A 16,453-nucleotide genomic window follows, 5' to 3' on the forward strand; every position below is an offset into this window, starting at 1 on the left:
CCTTGCCGGGCCACATATGCACTTGCACCGAGCCGCACGTCGTCTCTTCTTTCTGGGAGTCCTGATCATCATGAGTTCTTGCACCCTGCGCGCTGCGCCTGCCGCGCCCGCTGAATCCCCACAACGCCACGAAGGCAAGTTCCGCAATCCCGTGGAAATGTACAAACTGGGCACGGCAGCGACGCTCAAGCTGCTGTGGACTTTTGTCTTTGATAAACCGGACAGCACGGTGCCGGCCGCTACCGTGCCCGTGCAAGTCTTGACTCGGGCGCAGCTGCTGGCCGCACCCGATAACAGCCTGTTTCGCCTCGGCCACTCGACCCTGCTGTTGAAACTGAACAATGAATTCTTCCTCACCGACCCCGTGTTTTCCGAGCGCGCCTCGCCGGTGCAGTGGGCAGGACCGAAGCGTTTCCATCAGCCGCCCATCAGCATCGCCGACTTGCCGCCGATCAAAGCCGTGATCCTGTCGCATAACCATTACGACCACCTCGACTATGCTGCCGTGCTGCAGCTGGCCGCCAAGACGGAACACTTTGTCGCGCCGCTGGGCGTGGGCGATACCCTGGTCGAATGGGGCGTGCCGAAGGACAAGGTGCAGCAATTCGACTGGTGGCAAGGCACGACGATTGCCGGCGTGAAACTCGTCGCCACGCCATCGCAGCATTTCTCGGGACGCGGCTTGTTTGACAGCAATCAAACCCTGTGGGCGTCGTGGGTCATCGACGCACCGGACGTGCGCGTGTTTTTCAGCGGCGACTCCGGCTATTTCGATGGCTTCAAGCAGATCGGCGACAAGTACGGCCCGTTCGACGTGACCATGATCGAGACGGGTGCCTACGACAAGCTGTGGCCGGACGTGCACATGCAGCCGGAACAGACCTTGCAAGCCCACCTGGACTTGCGCGGCAAATGGCTGATGCCCGTACACAATGGCACCTTTGACCTGGGCCTGCACGCCTGGCATGAACCGTTTGACCGCATCACGGGGCTGGCGGCCAAGCAGGGCGTGAACCTGGCCACGCCGCAGATGGGCGAGGTGGTCGACCTGGCGCAGCCGAAAAAAGGTGAAAAATGGTGGCTGGCGATGCTGGAAGAAGAGATGGTGCGGTAATTTACGCCGTCACGTCGATCAGGCGTCCCAGTGTCTGGCCATAGCCGTTCAGCTGGGGCGTGCTTTTCGGCGCGGCGGGGATGGCTTGTTGCGGCACTGCCACCTTGATCGCCTGGTCCAGCTGCGGCGCCTTGATGGCGGTGGGGGCATCGGCCTGGGCTTGCTGGCTGCTGCGTTGCGTCTGGCTCAGCGATTCCTGTTCCCGCGCCAGCAACTGGCGGCTTTGCGCCAGCTGTTCACTGTCGCGCTGTACCTGGTTCTGGCCTTGCTCGACCCGGCGTTGCGCCGTGGCCAGCGAGGCTTGCAAGTTGTTGACAGACGTTAGCGTGACCACATTGTTCACCTTTGAAAGTATGTCCAGGCGTGTACAGAAAAGAGGGGAGTCCAGGAAGATGTGCTGCACCAGACGCAACATGTCTGGCGGTAACCTTTACCTGAATCAAGAGTAGGACAAATTCTCGCACAGTTCCAGTAAATATGTTTTCTTGATAATGCTATCGCGTGCGCCCTGTGTTGTCGACACGGCATGCCAAAGGTGAGCCAGTGATTGTCGAAGTGAGCACATGCTGTCGCCTTTGAGCATTGTTTATCAGCCATCGGCGCTGCAATGCCATAGAGAGGCACAAGTGATCACATTTAAAACGTTGCCTTTTAGATAGTCAATGTATTGTTGTTTTTATACCATGTCTGCGCACGCTAATGCGCGGCCTGTTTGGCGCTCTGGGCTATAATTGACGGTCAGAGTTGGTTTCTTTTGCCATACAGACAGGTAGTTAACATGAATCTCAAGAGCCTCGCAATTGCCCTCGGCATGTCGAAAACGACAGTCAGCAGGGCGTTGAACGGCTATCCGGAAGTCAATTCCCGCACCCGTGAAATCGTCCTGGCCGCCGCCAAGAAAGTCGGCTACCGGCCCAACCCGCTCGCGCGCAGCCTGGCCGTCGGCCGCACCAATGTGCTGGGCATGATCTATCCCCTGCTTCCCAGCGACCTGGGCGACAGCGTCTTTCTTTCCGTGGTCAATGGCATGTCCGACGCCGTCGAAGCGTCGAAGATGAGTTTGATCATCGCTCCCGTGTCGCCGCAGAATGAACAGCCGTCATATGAAAACATGGTGCGCGGGCGCCAGGTCGATGGCCTGGTGGTGGGGCGCACCAAGGTGGTTGACGAGCGCATCGCTTACCTGACGAAAGTCGGCTTTCCTTTTGTCGCGAATGGCCGCACGCGCATCGACGCGCCGTACGCGTATTTTGACTACGACAACGACACGGGCATCGACCTGGCCGTGTCCTTCCTGGCGGCGCATGGCCACCAGCGCATCGCCCTGCTGAGCGCGCCGCTGGCGCTGCATTTTGCGTATGAGCGCAAGGAAAGCTTTATCCGCTGCATGGCGCAAGCGGGCTTGCCGGTCGATCCCGCCTATCTGCTCGACAACACTTTTGACCGCCGCAGCGGCTACCAGGCCATGCAGCAATTGCTGGCCTGCTCTCCCCGTCCGACTGCCGTCATCGTCGACAACCACTTGTCCGGCGTCGGCGTGGTGCGCGCGTTGATGGATGCGGGCATCGAGATCGGCAAGGAAATCTCCGTCATTGTCTGGGGCAATGTGGAAGACACCTTGATTGGCATCAACGTCACCACCATCGACCAGCCCGACCTGCGCCGCGCCGGCGCCAAGATGGTTGAAATGCTGCAATCGCTGCTGGCCGGCACGCCGCCGGAACGGCTGCAGGAAATCTGGCAACCGGTGCTGTTGCCGGGGGCGACGGTGGGGCGCTGCGCGGATTGAAAACAAGATAATTCGTCTAGAGGAGAGCTGGCATAGATACCAATCCCACCCTTTTGAGCATAGCCTCAGAGAAAGAAAACCTTCTTACGCTCTACGATGATGGTGAGATTACGGGCCGTGAACTTGCGCAAGGATTAGACAAATTGTTCCAACAAGAGCGAGGTGCTTGTAAAGAAATTGATAGGCATGCATTTGAGTCGCGCCTTAAGCAAGGTTTAGGTAAACGTAATGTTGCAATTGCTTTACTCGTGACATTTATATTCGGATTTTTCGTCAGCCCGTTTCTGTATCCAAAATTTTTCGGTTATAAAAGTGCAGAGGAGTGTTTGCTGGCTCACACTAATAATTTCGGCATGAGTGCATGCTACGATCTGTACCCTAGTATAAAACCGTAGTTTTGCTATTTAGTACTAGAACCAAGCATATTCTTCATAGTATTTAAGATTCTGACCAGCGTTGATCTAGCCCACGGACCGGGTGACCCAGTGCTTGGTCATGTGATAGTAAGTGACTGATTTTTATGAGGAATGTGATGTTGTCGTTTTTCTGGTGTGATAAAGATGTGCAGGCATGAATAAAAATGCGCTATGCCGGCAGTGTGTACTGCTGCTGGCATAGCGCATTACGAATCAAGCGCTGTAGCTTAGAGTCTTAGGCCGCGTGTGTTGTTCCGTCAGCCAGTACCGCCAATAATCTCGCCTTGTCCTGGCGATATGTGACGACGGCCGCTTCCTTGACGTGGCCGAAGCCGCGGATTTTCTCGGGCAGCGATGCTAGTTCCACGCAGGTGGCCAGGTTCTCGGCCGTCAGGTTGACCAGCATGCCGGCCAGCAGTTCGCGGTATTCGACGATCAGGGCGCGTTCCATCTTGCGCTCGTTTGTATAACCGAAGATGTCGAAGGTGCCGCCCCGCAAGCCCTTGGCCTTCGCCAGCAGCTTGAAGGCGCGCCACATCCAGGAACCGAATTCCGCTTTCACGAGGTGCTCTTTCGCATCTTTCTTCGCGAACAGCGGTGGCGCCAGATTGAATTTCACGGAGAAATTCCCTTCGAATTGCTGCTGCAATTGCTCCACGAAACGGCCATCCGTGTACAGGCGCGCCACTTCGTATTCGTCCTTGTAGGCGAGCAATTTGAAATAGCTTTTCGCCACGGCCGTCGACAGTTTCTGGCCCAGTCCCAGGGTGTTTTCGCGGTCGCGTACCTGTTTCACCAAGGTGGCATAACCATCCGCATACGCGGCGTTCTGGTAGGCCGTGAGGAATTCCACGCGCTTCTTGATGACGCTGTCGAGGCTTTGCGGCATTTGCACGATGATCGCTTGCGACGGCGTGGCGATCTGCGTGACCTTGCGCACGTCGACGGCGGCGCGGCGGCCCCACAGGAAACTCTTCTTGTTCGATTCGATCCCCACGCCATTCAATTCAATGGCGCGCAGCAAAGCCGCTTCCGTCAGCGGGATGCGGCCTTTTTGCCAGGCGTAGCCGAGCATGAACAGGTTGGCGGCGATCGAGTCGCCCATCAGTGCGGTGGCCAGTTTTGTCGCGTCGATGAAGTCGGCCGCGTCCGCGCCGCCGACGGATTCCTCGATCAGCTGGCGCACTTCGGCCGTTGGATATTGCCAGTCCGCATTTTGCGCAAACGTGCCCGGCGGCTGCTCGTGCAGGTTGACGACGGCCAGGCTGCGGCCCGGACGCATTTTCGATACGGCATCCTGCGCGCCGGCCGTCAGCATGTCGCAGCCCAGGATCAGGTCCGCTTCGCCCGTGGCGATGCGCTGTGCGCGGAGGTGTGCCGGGGAGCGCGCGATTTTCACGTGTGAGGTGACGGAACCGTTCTTTTGCGACATGCCCGTCATGTCCAGCACGGACGCGCCCTTGCCTTCCAGGTGGGCCGCCATGCCCATCAGGGCGCCGACGGTGATGACGCCCGTGCCGCCGATGCCGTTGATGAGGATGTTGTACGGCGCGTCGCAGGCGGGCAGTACCGGTTCCGGCAAGGGGCCGAAGTTGTCCGTCTCGCCCGCTTTGCTGGCGCCCGTCTTGGTCTTCTTCAGGCTGCCGCCCTCGACCGTGACGAAGCTGGGGCAAAAACCCTTGGCGCACGAGTAATCCTTGTTGCACGAGGATTGGTCGATGGTGCGCTTGCGGCCAAATTCCGTTTCCTTCGGCAAGATCGACACGCAGTTCGACTGCACGCCGCAGTCGCCGCAGCCTTCGCAGACGGCGTCGTTGATGACCATGCGTTTGGCCACGTCCGGATACTCGCCCTTTTTGCGGCGCCGGCGTTTCTCGGCGGCGCAGGTCTGGTCGTAGATCAGCACGGATACGCCGGCTACTTCGCGCAATTCTCGCTGCACGGCATCCATGTCCTTGCGGTCATGCAAGGTCAGGTGGGCGGGCAGGTTGCTGCGGTCGCTGTAGCGGCTCAGGTCTTCCGTGACCAGGGCGATGCGGGCGATGCCTTCGGCGGCCACTTGCTGCGCCAACATCGGCACGGTGATGAGGCCGTCCACGGGCTGGCCGCCCGTCATGGCGACGGCGTCGTTATACAGGATTTTGTAGGTGATGTTCACCTTGGCCGCCTGCGCGGCGCGAATGGCCAGGTATCCCGAATGGAAATAGGTGCCGTCGCCGAGGTTCTGGAACACGTGCGGCAGTTCGGAGAACGCGGCTTGCCCGATCCACGGCGCGCCTTCGCCGCCCATGTGCGTGGTCAGCTTGTTCATTTCCGGGTAGATCGACGTGGCCATCACGTGGCAGCCGATGCCGGCCAGCGCCAGGCTGCCGTCGGGTACTTTGGTCGAGGTGTTGTGCGGGCAGCCGGAGCAGTAAAACGCGGGGCGGAACGGCGTATTTACGGCTTTCTTTAATACCGCATCCTTGGCGTCGAGGAAACTGAGTCTCGCCTTGATCAGGTCGCACGTGACGGGGTCGGAAATCAGGCGCGCGATGCGACTGGCGATGACACGCGCCACTTGCGAGACGGAAAAGTCGGCCTTCGAGGTCAGCAGCCATTCGCCGCGCGGCGCCACCCATTCGCCCTTTTCGTCGAACTTGCCGATGACACGCGGGCGCACGTCGTCGCGCCAGTTGTAGAGTTGTTCTTTCAACTGGTATTCGACGATCTGGCGTTTTTCTTCGACGACGAGGATTTCATCGAGGCCTTGCGCGAATTCGCGCACGCTGTCCGGTTCCAGCGGCCACGGCATGGCCACCTTGAACAGCCGCATGCCGACGTCGGCCGCCATCTGCTCATCAATGCCCAGCTCTTCCAGCGCTTCGAGCACGTCCAGATACGATTTGCCGGACGCGATGATGCCCAGCTTGGCGTTCGGGCTGTCGATGGTGGTGTGGTTGAGCTTGTTTTCGCGCGCGTAGGCCAGGGCCGCATAGATCTTGTAATCCTGCATCAGCGCTTCCTGGTTGCGCGCCTGCTGGCCCAGCGGGATGCTCGACAGGCGCGCGTTCAGGCCGCCTTCGGGCATGATGAAATCCTGCGGAATCTTCACTTCCACGCGGAACGGGTCGGCATCGATGGAGGCCGACGATTCGACTGTGTCGGCCAGGGCCTTGAAGGCTACCGTGCAGCCGGAAAAGCGCGACATGGCCCAGCCGTGGATACCCAGGTCCAGGTATTCCTGCACATTGCAGGGATACAGGACGGGAATCATCGAGGCGGAAAACAAATGGTCGGACTGGTGCGGCAGGGTCGACGAATACGCGCCATGATCGTCGCCGGCCACCAGCAGCACGCCACCCAGTTTTGACGTTCCCGCATGGTTCATGTGCTTGAAGACATCGCCGCAGCGGTCCACGCCCGGACCCTTGCCGTACCACATGGCAAATACGCCGTCGTACTTGGCCGGGCCGATCAGGTCGACTTGCTGCGAACCCCAGACGGCCGTGGCGGCCAGGTCTTCATTGACGCCGGGCACGAACTGCACGTGGTGCGCTTCCAGCTGTTTCTTGGCTTTCCACAGGTTCTCGTCGAGGCCGCCCAAGGGCGAGCCCCGGTAGCCGGAGATGAAGCCGGCCGTGTTGAGGCCAGCGGCCTGGTCGCGCAGGCGCTGCATCATCGGCAGGCGCACGAGGGCCTGGATGCCGGACAGGAAGATGGCGCCGGAAGTGGCCGTGTATTTGTCGTCGAGGCTGACGGTGGTCAAACGGGAAGGTTCAAGCGGTGTAGATGGCGCGGCACCGGCGTTTCTAGCGAACGCTGCGGAGCCGTTTTCCGTGGTCACGGACATGGCTGTCTCCAAAAGGGTGTTTCAGATAACGGCTGTACAAGGGGCGCGCCCGGTAAGGCGCGCGCTGTGCAGACGGGATGGCCGCGTGTGGGCGGCATATAACTATTTTAAATTTAAAATAGTTAATGTGGTCAGTGTAGAACGAGTCAGGGGAGGGGGCAAATACGCTTTGCCGATGGGGGTATAAGAAATATTTATGCCATGGGCGAGAGCACGTTCGCCCCCACCCAGCGCCCGCTGCCGCACAGCTCGGCGGCCACTTGCAGCACGAGGTTTTTCACGGCGTTGCCTGCATTCGTGAGGGGAATGTTTTTCGACGCACACAGCGCCACCGTGCGCGACAGGACGGGGCTGTGGATGGCGTAGCTGCGCATGGCGCCGCTGTCGAGTTCGGCCAGCATTGGCGCGGCCGGCAGGATGGTGGCGCCCATGCCGGCCAGGATGGCCGATTTCAGGATGGCGATCGAGTTGATCTCGATCACGTTCGCCGTTTCCAGGCCCAGTTCGCGCGCGCGGCTGTCGATGCGTGGGCGCACGCCATGCTGCAGGCCCGGCAGGATCAGGGTGGCGCTCAGGGCTTGCTGGAACGACACGGCATGGTCGGCGGGCGCGAATGGCGAATCGCTGCGGCAGATGAAACGCATCTCTTCTTCCACCAGCGGGCTGCACGAAAACGGTGTCAGCTGGCCGTCGTCGAACAGCACGGCCAGGTTAATGCGGCCCGATTTGAGCTGTTCATTGAGGTTGCCCGTGATTTCTTCCGTCAGTTGCAGGGTGATTTCGGGATAGCGTTCGCGCGCGGCCAGCAGCAGGGGCAGGGCCAGGGCGCCGGAAATGCTGTGCGGCAAGCCCAGTGTGACATTGCCGGATGGCCGCGTGGCGCTTTGCGTGACGGCCGAGCGGGCGTCGGCCACCTGTTTCAGGATCGCTTGCGCATGTTCGTAAAACACCTTGCCCGCGTCCGTGCTGAGCACGCCCTGGGCCGAGCGGTGCAGCAGCTGCACGCCCAGTTCCTCTTCCAGCTGGCGCAGCTGCTGCGTCAGGGCCGGCTGCGCCACGTGCAGGACCAGGGCCGCGCGCGACAGCGAGCCGTGGTCGACGATGGCAACAAAGTAGCGTAATTGGCGCAGTTCCATGGGGTTCAAGAGCGGTGCGTTGAGGATGCGTTGAGCGGAAAAAACCGGGTGTTGCGCCACGGCGCCGAACGCGGCCAGCAGAATAACAATTTTGTTATACTCATTCTAGCGCCTTCGGTGCTCCAGCCGCGTATTTGTGGGATGACAGCATGCTCAAGAAAGTTGATTCGTCTCAATTAAAAGTGGGCATGTACATTCATGACCTCAGCTGCGACTGGATGACGCATCCCTTCGTGCGCAACCGTTTCCTGTTGCGCAGCGACGATGAGATCCGCAAGATCGTGCAAGCCGGCATCCACGACGTGGTGATAGACAGTGGCAAGGGCCTCGACGTGCAGGACGCGCCCACCGTGGCGCAGGCGCGCGCCGAGACGGAGCGCGAACTGGTGCAGATCGCCGCGGCGCCGCAAGTGGTCACGCGCGTGTCGCTGGGCATGGAGCTGGCGCGCGCCACGCAGGTGCGGCGGCAGGCGGCCAGCCTGGTGCGCACGGTGATGGCCGACGTGCGCCTGGGCAAGGCGGTCGAGCTCGACCGCGTGCAGCACACGGTGCAAGACATCACCGAATCGATCCTGCGCAATCCTGGCGCCCTCGTCGGCTTGTTGCGCATCAAGAGCAAGGATGACTACACCTTTTTGCATTCCGTCAGCGTGTGCGCGCTGCTGGTGGCGTTTTGCCGCTCGCGCGGCATCGATGCGGCCACCACGCACCAGGCCGGCCTCGGCGGCTTGCTGCACGACACGGGCAAGGCCCTGGTGCCCGACAGCGTGCTGAACAAGCCCGGTCCCTTGACGCCGGAAGAATTTGCCCTGATCAAGCGCCATCCGCGCGACGGCTACGACATCCTGCGCCAGTCGCCCGAGGTGGGCGCGATTCCCCTCGACATCGCCTTGCACCACCACGAACGGCGCGACGGCAGCGGCTATCCGGACCAGCTGGCCGGCGACGCCATCAGCGAGCTGGCGCAGATGGCCGCCATCGTCGACGTGTATGACGCGCTGACGTCGGACCGCAGCTACCACAAGGGCATCCCCGCCGCCGAAGCCCTGCGCAAGATCTATGAATGGAGCAAATTCCATTTCAACCCCGTGTTCGCGCAGGATTTCATGCGCTGCGTGGGCATCTATCCGGTCGGCACCATGGTGATGCTGGAATCGGGCCGCCTGGCCGTCGTTGTCGAGGCACACGAAAGTAATCTGCTGGCGCCGAAGGTGAATGTGTTTTTCAGTACGAAGAGCAAGACCTACATCAAGCCGGAAACGGTCGACCTGTCGCGCGGCTTCGGTTTCGGCGGCGCCGACAAGATCGTCGGCCATGAGTCGGCCGCCAAGTGGCAGGTCGATCCCATGCGTTTTTTATCGCTGGCGGATGCCTAGAAGAATTCTGCCGTATCGTTCGAGGTAATGGTTGTCAGCAAGCCTTTTGCCACCAGCTCGTCATAGTGGCAGGCCAGGTTGCGGCCATGGCTCTTGGCGTAATACAGGGCCTGGTCGGCGCGGCCGAGGATGATGACGGGCGCCTCGTAGGCGTTGATGCTGACGAAGCCCACGCTGACGGTCACTCTGCCCACTTGCGGGAAGTCGTGCGCTTCGACGTTGGTGCGGAAGCGGTCGATGATTTTCTGCGCATTTTCCAGGGTGATCGAGCGCAGCAGCACGACGAATTCCTCGCCGCCGAAGCGGAAGATGCGGTCTTGCGAGCGGAACGACGATTGCAGCTGGTTGGCGATCAGGATCAGCACTTCATCGCCATACAGGTGGCCAAATTTATCGTTGACCAGTTTGAAATGATCGACGTCGATCACGGCCAGCCATTGCCGTTCCGTGTCCGTATGGTGGCGCCGTTCTTCATCGACGGGACGCGGCTTCTCCGCTTCGGGTTCGCCGCGGCTTTGCAGGATTTTCGCCAGCTGGTCGTCGAAGGTCTTGCGGTTCAACAAGCCGGTGAGCGAATCGCGTTCGCTGTAGTCGAGCAGGTTCTGGAAATTGCGGTACACGCTGACGATGCCGCCGATCACCTGGATGGTGGCGCCCGTGTACGGCGTGGGGTTGGTGATTTCCAGGCAGGTGGTGACCTGGTCGCCGATCCAGATGGGCAGCCACAGCAGGTGGCGGCCGTCGGCGCACAGGGTGTCGGCGCTTGCTTCATGGCGCTTGATGCAGGCGGCCAGGGCCGGATAGTCCGACAGCGGTTCGCCCGGCAGGGTAGGGTCGATATGCTCTTCCATGCGGGCCACGCTGCCCGCCACGATGATGGCCCGCGACCGCACGAACACCTGGCCACGCACGGTGGTCAGGGCCAGCACACGGGTCTGCGACGCGGCAGCGAGTTCCTGGACCGCCGAGATCACGGAGATGTCGAGCATCGTGTGGTCGCGGTGCCCGGTCATGTCCACCATGTGTTTCAGTAGGGAATCCATTGTCGATCTCTGGAAAGTAGTCACACAAGTGTCGTCATAGCAGCATTGCATCAAGCAAGAGCATGTTCGCGTCCGTCTACAAGAAGCCAAGATTTATTTGGTGGCATGACGCTCTGTACCGCCGGGCGAGAGGCCTTTCCAAAGAAGAGCTAAGCAGGATAATGTCTTTTTGCCTAATAGGCAATTAACGTATGCAATATTTCATGTAAATACATGAGATTCATGCACTGCATTGCAAAAAACTTGCCCTGACGCAGGCTTTCAATCCGGATCGCAACATTTGTTTGCGCCAGCCGCCATTTCACCAGAGTTTGATAATTTCCATGTGGAAACTTGTGGCGCGTCAATTTGCCAAAACGTGGACGCTTTATAGTCAATGTAATGGCGCAGAAATTTACGGCAGGAAACATATTAGCAGGAAAGGGCAATGTTTCACACCCGATTGCGCCAGGGACTTGTGATTCACTTTTGGGAGCTTGTCATGCATACCTTCCTGTCGGCAGTACAGCAGTTTGTCAAGGATGAGGATGGCATTACGGCAATCGAATACGGCCTGATTGCGGCGTTGATGGCTACCGCCATCACGGCCGGTTTCTTGCTGATCAAGACCAACTTGCTGGCCGTCCTCACCGACATTTCGTCGAACCTGGTGTTGACGCCCTAAGCGGGTGCCCGCCGCTGGCCGGCCAGTGGCGGGTTTTTTTCGGGAGGTATGCCATGCCTGCAACTGCCTTGTGCGATTTGCTGTTGCTGTGCTTCGTGACGGGGGCCGCCGTCAGTGATTTGATCCGCCGCAAGATTCCGAATTGGCTGGTGTTGTCCGGCATCCTCGCCGCCCTGGCCCTGCACCTGTGGCTGTGGCCGCAAAACGTGCTGCCGCTGTGGCTGGGCGGCATGGCGACGGGCTTTTTCCTCTTTTTACCCTTGTACGTGCTGCGCGGCATGGCCGCCGGCGACGTCAAGCTGATCGCCATGGCGGGCGCCTTTGCCGGTCCCTGGCCCGTGCTGCAGATCTGTTTCGCCACGTTTGTCCTGGGCGGCCTGATGGCCGTGCTGATGATCACGTACCAGGGCAAGTGGCGCGCCTGCCTGGTCAATCTGCGCCAGCTGCTGTGGCCGATGATCGCGCGCATGGCAGGCATTCCCCTGGCGCCAAGCGCGCTGGGCAGCGGCGCCAGCGTGGGCAACATGCCGTACGGACTGGCCATTGCCCTGGGCTGCCTGCTGGTGCAAGGGCGGCATTATTTCTGATTGGTATTCATTGCTCTGAATCAATGGGCAGCTATGCCCGCTCGCTAGAATGAATTCTGTTTAATGCAGTCTAAACCGGCTAGGAGACGCAGCATGACCGAGGTCGACTATTCCCTGAGCACCGACAGCACGCCGCGCCCTGCCGATGCGAACCTGATGCCGCCCTTGCCGCCGCAGCCGAAGAGCTTGCGTGAAACGGGACTCGAGCGGCCGCTGGTCGTCGAACTGATCGCCAAGCTGATGTTTGTGGGTGGCAAGACGCACCTGTCCGCGCTGACGACGCGCTTGCGCCTGTCGATCAATGTCTTGCGCGAAGTGCTCGATTTCATGGTGGCCGAGCAGATGGCCGAAGTGGCCTGGCGCGGCGAATCCGATATCGATGTGCAGTACCAGCTGACGGGCGCCGGCAAGCAGCGCGCCAGCGCTTTTCTTGAGCGCTGCGCATATATCGGCGCCGCGCCCGTCACCCTGGAAGCGTACCGCGCCATGGTGGCGCGCCAGTCGTGGCAGGCGCAGGAACAGCGCGTCGGCAGCGACGACCTGGCCGCCGTGCTCGGTGGCGCCCATGCGGGGCCAGGCATGCTCGACGTGGTGGGAGCTGCCCTGCATTCGGGACGCTCGCTGCTGCTGTACGGTCCGCCCGGCAGCGGCAAGTCGACCCTGGCGCTGCAGCTGGGACAATTGCTGCACGGTCTAGTCGCCGTGCCGTACGCCATCGTCGTCGGCCACGACATCATCCAGTTGTACGATCCGGCCCAGCACCTGCCGCCCGCGCCGCAGCACGTCAGTCATGCGCGCCAGGCGCTGGAGCGGCGTAGCACGGATATCCGCTGGGTGCTGTGCCAGCGTCCCGTGATCCACGTGGGCGCCGAGCTCGACGCCGGCATGCTGGAACTGCGCCATGACGCCAGCGGCGGCTGCTACCAGGCGCCGCCCCATGTGCGGGCCAACAATGGCATGCTGATCATCGACGACCTGGGCCGCCAGCGCCTGGGCGCGCCGGAATTGCTGACGCGGCTGATGCAGCCGCTGGCGCGCGGCAGCGATCAGCTGGGCCTGCCCGGCGGGGTGCAGATCAGCGTGCCGTTCGACAATGCCCTCGTGCTGGCCACGAACCTGCCGCCGGGCGAGCTGTTTGACGCCGCCTTGCTGCGCCGCATCGGCTACAAGGTGCAGGTGGGGCCGCTGGCCGAGAACACCTATCGCGCCCTGTTCCGCCAGCAATGCCGGCTGGCCGGCATGGCCATCGACGAACTGGCCGTGAACCATCTGCTGCAGCTGCATGGCGCGCAGGGACGGCCCTTGCTGGCCAGCTATCCGCAGGAATTGCTGGCGCGCATAGGCGACTTCGCGGGCTTTGCCGGCTGCGAGCCGCGCCTGACACTGGCCGCCCTGGAGCAGGCCTGGGGCAGCCTGTTTGCCAGCTGCGACATGCCGGCCGCCACCCTGTGCGAGCGTATCGCATGAAAAACCGGCGCGCCCTCCTGATGATGGGCCTGGCGGTCGTGCTGGGTCTGCTGGCCGTGCTGCTGGCCTCGCACTGGCTGCTGCGCCAGACGCCGGCCGGCAAGGGAAAGATCGTCGTCGCCGCCAGCGATGTCAACCTGGGCCAGCGCCTGACGCCCGAGATGCTGCGCCTGGCCGAGTGGCCGGCGGAAAGCTTGCCGCAGGGCGCGCTGCAAGACCCGGCAAAACTGGCGGGGCGGGTGCTGAAAACCAGCGTGCTGCGCGGCGAGCCGCTGAGTGAAGCCAAGCTGGCGCCGGCCGGCACCCTGGGCGGCCTGTCGGCGCTGATCACGGAAGGGCGGCGCGCCATCACCGTGCGCGTCAACGATGTGATCGGCGTAGCCGGCTTCGCCTTGCCGGGCAACTATGTCGACATCATCGTCAGCACCCAGCAAGATGCCGGCGACCGCGCGTTTCCGCAAAGCCGCAACATTTCCAAGATCGTGCTCGAACGCATCCTGGTGCTGGCCGTGGCGCAGGAAGTGGGGCGCGACGAGACCAAGCCGCGCGTGGTCAATGCGGTGACCCTGGAAGTGACGCCGGAACAGGCGGAAAACCTGGACCTGGCGCGCAGCGTGGGCAGCCTGTCGCTGGTGCTGCGCAACCAGGTCGACCCGCAGCCGGGCGTGACGTTGGGCGCCACCAAGCTGACCCTGCTGGGCGGACCGCACGAAGCTGACGAACCTGTTCCTGCCGCCGCACCCGTGCTGGCCGCAGCGCCGCGCGCGGTACGCGTGGCGAAGGCGCCGCCGGAAGCGACGCGCCAGTGCAGCGGCGTCATCGACGGGACGCGCCAGTCGCGCGAATGTTTTTAGCCAACCATGGACACGCTCATGAACCGCGCCCTGTTGATACTGTTCTGCCTGCTGTCGCCGCTGGCCGGCGCGGTGGCCGATCCTGGTCCGCGCTGCGGCGGTGAAGCGGCCTCGCCCGGCAATTTGCAGCTACAGGTGGGCAAGTCGAGCATGCTGCGCCTGCCTGAAGCCGTGCAACAGCGCAGCGTCGGCAACCCGGCCGTCGTGCAAGCCATGCTGGTCGCGCCCGACACCTTGTATGTGGTCGGCGTCGAGGTGGGCAGCACGAACATGATCATCCAGGGCAGAAGCGGCGTGTGCAGCGTGGTAAACGTCAGCGTCAGCATGGACCCGGCCGGCTTGCAAACGACCCTGGCGGCCCTGATGCCGGAAGAAAAAGCCATTCGCGTCACGGCCGTGGCCGACACCTTGGTGCTGTCGGGCACGGTGCAGGATGCGGGCGCCGTGCTGCGCGCCGTCGAGCTGGCGCACGCCTATGTGCGCCGCGCTACAGTGCCGCTGGCGCTGCCCAAGCCTGCCGATGGCGCCGCCATGCCTCTCGCCGCCACGGCGCCCGGTGGCGGCGCGGGCGGCGCGCACAGCCGCATCATCAACATGCTCGACGTCAGCGCGCCGCAGCAGGTGATGCTGGCCGTGCAGATCGCCGAAGTGTCGAAGTCGCTGCTGGAACGGCTGGAAGTGGGCGCCACCCTGCGCTTCGCTTCCGGCAGCTGGGCCACCACCTTGCTGTCGAATTTTCTCAGTGGCACGGCCAATGGCTTGCTCGACGTGCGCAAGTCGAATGGCCGCCAGCAGCTGACCATCGAGGCGCAGAAACAGGATGGCCTGGTGCGCATTCTGGCCGAGCCGACGGTGATGGCGATCAGCGGGCAGGAGGGCAGTTTTCTGGCGGGCGGCAAGATCTTCATTCCCGTCGGCCAGGACAACAACAAGATCACCCTGGAAGAGCGCGAATACGGCGTCGGCCTGCGTTTTACGCCGACCGTGCTGTCGGGCGGGCGCATCAATTTGAAGGTGGCGCCGGAAGTGTCGGAATTGTCGCGCGAGGGGGTGGGCATTTCCGCCGCCGGCGTCAGCGGACGTTCTATTTTGCCCGTCATCACCACGCGGCGCGCCTCGACCACGGTGCAGCTGTACGACGGCCAGAGCTACGCCATCGGCGGCCTCATCAAGAACAACCAGGTGAGCAACATCACGGGCGTGCCCTGGCTCAGCGAAGTGCCTATCCTCGGCGCGCTGTTTCGCAGCACGGATTTCCAGAATGACCGCACGGAATTGCTGTTCGTCATTACCGCGCATCTGGTGAAACCCTTGCCGGCCGACGCCGTGCTGCCGACGGCGCAACTGGCGCAGCCTTCGCGCATGGACTTGATGTTGGGCGGCAAGATGGAAGGCACGCTGGCGCCGCCGTCCGTGCCGCCGTCGGTACCAGCACCGCGCGCGGCCAACGGTTTCGAATTGAAATGAGATGGGGAGATACGCCATGCCGAACGCGTTCCTGACATCGCTGCGGCACTTGGCCGCCCTGGCCCTGGCCTTGCAGCTGGCCGCCTGCGCGCACGGCAGCACGCCGCAGCTGGACCGGCGTTTCGGCGACGCCGTGCGCCTGTCCATGGCGCAGCAGGTGCGCGATCCGGCCAGCGCCGGCAATCGTACGCCGGCCGATGGCCTTGACGGACCCAGCGCGCACGCCGTCATGCAGCGCTACCGCGCGTCGTTTGCCGAACCGAATGCCCAGGCGCCGCAGCCGGTGCAATTCATGCTGGGAGGCGGCAGTGGCAAATAGACGCCAGCGCCAGCGCGGGGCGATGCTGATCGCCTTTTCCATCCTGCTCATCGTGGTGCTGGGCTTTATCGGCCTGGCGCTCGATGTGGGGCAAGTCATCGGCCGCAAGACGGAACTGCAAAACCTGGCCGACAATGCGGCGATGGCGGCCGCCGCGGAACTGGTGGGTACGCCCGAGGGCTTGCTCGCCGCCGTGGAAAAAGCCAAGGGCAGCGCGGCCGACCGCAGCGCATGGCGCCGCCGCATGCAGGGCGCCATCCTGTCGGACGCCAGCATCCGCTTCGCCAGCACGCCCGACGCGCCCGCCAGCGGGTGGCATGCGGCGGGCGCCGTGCCCGACGCCGCCACGGCGCTGTTCGTGCGCGTCGATACGCAGGCCAATACCCCCT

General features: G+C 62.3%; 14 protein-coding genes. 10 read left to right on the top strand and 4 right to left on the bottom strand.

The features are described from left to right. Window positions 1-70 precede the first annotated feature (70 nt). Window positions 71-1,114 carry an MBL fold metallo-hydrolase gene (locus HWE17_RS19470; protein ID WP_099401204.1) on the top strand — a complete coding sequence of 348 codons (1,044 nt, stop codon included), beginning with the start codon at window positions 71-73 and terminating at the stop codon, window positions 1,112-1,114. A 1-nt stretch (window position 1,115) separates the two neighbouring features. Here the strand turns inward: HWE17_RS19470 and HWE17_RS19475 are convergent, their stop codons facing one another. Then, window positions 1,116-1,448, bottom strand: coding sequence for a hypothetical protein (locus HWE17_RS19475; RefSeq protein ID WP_035828508.1), 333 nt, complete (start codon window positions 1,446-1,448; stop codon window positions 1,116-1,118). Window positions 1,449-1,892: 444 nt separating this feature from the next. On the opposite strand from HWE17_RS19475, the gene HWE17_RS19480 reads away from it, so the two are divergent. Beyond that, window positions 1,893-2,903 carry a substrate-binding domain-containing protein gene (locus HWE17_RS19480; protein WP_035823717.1) on the top strand — a complete coding sequence of 337 codons (1,011 nt, stop codon included), beginning with the start codon at window positions 1,893-1,895 and terminating at the stop codon, window positions 2,901-2,903. Window positions 2,904-3,554: 651 nt separating this feature from the next. Here HWE17_RS19480 and HWE17_RS19485 read toward each other — a convergent pair. After that, window positions 3,555-7,151: an indolepyruvate ferredoxin oxidoreductase family protein gene (locus HWE17_RS19485; RefSeq protein ID WP_176389870.1), complete on the bottom strand. Its 3,597-nt coding sequence runs from the start codon at window positions 7,149-7,151 to the stop codon at window positions 3,555-3,557. Window positions 7,152-7,345: 194 nt separating this feature from the next. Continuing rightward, window positions 7,346-8,287 (bottom strand): LysR substrate-binding domain-containing protein, encoded by a 942-nt coding sequence (locus HWE17_RS19490; protein ID WP_176389871.1) that lies wholly within the window; start codon window positions 8,285-8,287, stop codon window positions 7,346-7,348. Window positions 8,288-8,436: 149 nt separating this feature from the next. Here HWE17_RS19490 and HWE17_RS19495 point away from each other — a divergent pair, with 149 nt between their 5' ends. Beyond that, window positions 8,437-9,663, top strand: coding sequence for an HD-GYP domain-containing protein (locus HWE17_RS19495; RefSeq protein ID WP_035823725.1), 1,227 nt, complete (start codon window positions 8,437-8,439; stop codon window positions 9,661-9,663). Here the strand turns inward: HWE17_RS19495 and HWE17_RS19500 are convergent. Further along, window positions 9,660-10,706 carry a GGDEF domain-containing protein gene (locus HWE17_RS19500; protein ID WP_176389872.1) on the bottom strand — a complete coding sequence of 349 codons (1,047 nt, stop codon included), beginning with the start codon at window positions 10,704-10,706 and terminating at the stop codon, window positions 9,660-9,662. The genes HWE17_RS19495 and HWE17_RS19500 overlap by 4 nt on opposite strands. Before the next feature lie 481 nt (window positions 10,707-11,187). On the opposite strand from HWE17_RS19500, the gene HWE17_RS19505 reads away from it, so the two are divergent. The 7 genes from HWE17_RS19505 to HWE17_RS19535 form a co-directional block, all read left to right on the top strand. After that, a complete protein-coding gene (locus HWE17_RS19505) occupies window positions 11,188-11,370 on the top strand; it encodes a Flp family type IVb pilin (RefSeq protein ID WP_034752975.1) in 183 nt (60 codons plus the stop codon). Between the two features lie 53 nt (window positions 11,371-11,423). Continuing rightward, window positions 11,424-11,957, top strand: coding sequence for a prepilin peptidase (locus HWE17_RS19510; RefSeq protein WP_176389873.1), 534 nt, complete (start codon window positions 11,424-11,426; stop codon window positions 11,955-11,957). Between the two features lie 93 nt (window positions 11,958-12,050). Continuing rightward, window positions 12,051-13,424 carry an ATP-binding protein gene (locus HWE17_RS19515; RefSeq protein WP_176389874.1) on the top strand — a complete coding sequence of 458 codons (1,374 nt, stop codon included), beginning with the start codon at window positions 12,051-12,053 and terminating at the stop codon, window positions 13,422-13,424. Further along, on the top strand, window positions 13,421-14,278 hold the full coding sequence (gene cpaB / locus HWE17_RS19520) for a Flp pilus assembly protein CpaB (protein WP_176389875.1): 858 nt from the start codon (window positions 13,421-13,423) through the stop codon (window positions 14,276-14,278). The genes HWE17_RS19515 and cpaB overlap by 4 nt, the downstream gene beginning before the upstream one ends. A gap of 18 nt (window positions 14,279-14,296) precedes the next feature. Further along, the gene (locus HWE17_RS19525; RefSeq protein ID WP_176389876.1) at window positions 14,297-15,745 is read left to right on the top strand and encodes a type II and III secretion system protein family protein; all 1,449 of its coding nucleotides are present in this window, start codon (window positions 14,297-14,299) and stop codon (window positions 15,743-15,745) included. 16 nt (window positions 15,746-15,761) lie between these two features. Further along, complete coding sequence (locus HWE17_RS19530) at window positions 15,762-16,064, top strand: hypothetical protein (protein ID WP_176389877.1); 303 nt, start codon at window positions 15,762-15,764, stop codon at window positions 16,062-16,064. Continuing rightward, window positions 16,054-16,453 (top strand): TadE/TadG family type IV pilus assembly protein (locus HWE17_RS19535; RefSeq protein WP_369681753.1); only part of this gene is annotated, 400 nt, incomplete at its 3' end. The genes HWE17_RS19530 and HWE17_RS19535, both read left to right, overlap by 11 nt.

Origin of the sequence: Janthinobacterium sp. BJB401, assembly GCF_013372745.1 — a bacterium.
Classification (GTDB): domain Bacteria; phylum Pseudomonadota; class Gammaproteobacteria; order Burkholderiales; family Burkholderiaceae_D; genus Janthinobacterium; species Janthinobacterium rivuli.

Excerpts from the sequence above, each read along its gene's own strand:
- HWE17_RS19530 (WP_176389877.1), top strand. The coding sequence starts at position 15,762 with ATGCCGAACGCGTTCCTGACATCGCTGCGGCACTTGGCCGCCCTGGCC.
- HWE17_RS19510 (WP_176389873.1), top strand. The coding sequence starts at position 11,424 with ATGCCTGCAACTGCCTTGTGCGATTTGCTGTTGCTGTGCTTCGTGACG.
- HWE17_RS19490 (WP_176389871.1), bottom strand. The coding sequence starts at position 8,287 with ATGGAACTGCGCCAATTACGCTACTTTGTTGCCATCGTCGACCACGGC.
- HWE17_RS19485 (WP_176389870.1), bottom strand. The coding sequence starts at position 7,151 with ATGTCCGTGACCACGGAAAACGGCTCCGCAGCGTTCGCTAGAAACGCC.
- HWE17_RS19495 (WP_035823725.1), top strand. The coding sequence starts at position 8,437 with ATGCTCAAGAAAGTTGATTCGTCTCAATTAAAAGTGGGCATGTACATT.
- HWE17_RS19525 (WP_176389876.1), top strand. The coding sequence starts at position 14,297 with ATGAACCGCGCCCTGTTGATACTGTTCTGCCTGCTGTCGCCGCTGGCC.
- HWE17_RS19515 (WP_176389874.1), top strand. The coding sequence starts at position 12,051 with ATGACCGAGGTCGACTATTCCCTGAGCACCGACAGCACGCCGCGCCCT.
- HWE17_RS19500 (WP_176389872.1), bottom strand. The coding sequence starts at position 10,706 with ATGGATTCCCTACTGAAACACATGGTGGACATGACCGGGCACCGCGAC.
- HWE17_RS19480 (WP_035823717.1), top strand. The coding sequence starts at position 1,893 with ATGAATCTCAAGAGCCTCGCAATTGCCCTCGGCATGTCGAAAACGACA.
- cpaB (WP_176389875.1), top strand. The coding sequence starts at position 13,421 with ATGAAAAACCGGCGCGCCCTCCTGATGATGGGCCTGGCGGTCGTGCTG.
- HWE17_RS19505 (WP_034752975.1), top strand. The coding sequence starts at position 11,188 with ATGCATACCTTCCTGTCGGCAGTACAGCAGTTTGTCAAGGATGAGGAT.
- HWE17_RS19470 (WP_099401204.1), top strand. The coding sequence starts at position 71 with ATGAGTTCTTGCACCCTGCGCGCTGCGCCTGCCGCGCCCGCTGAATCC.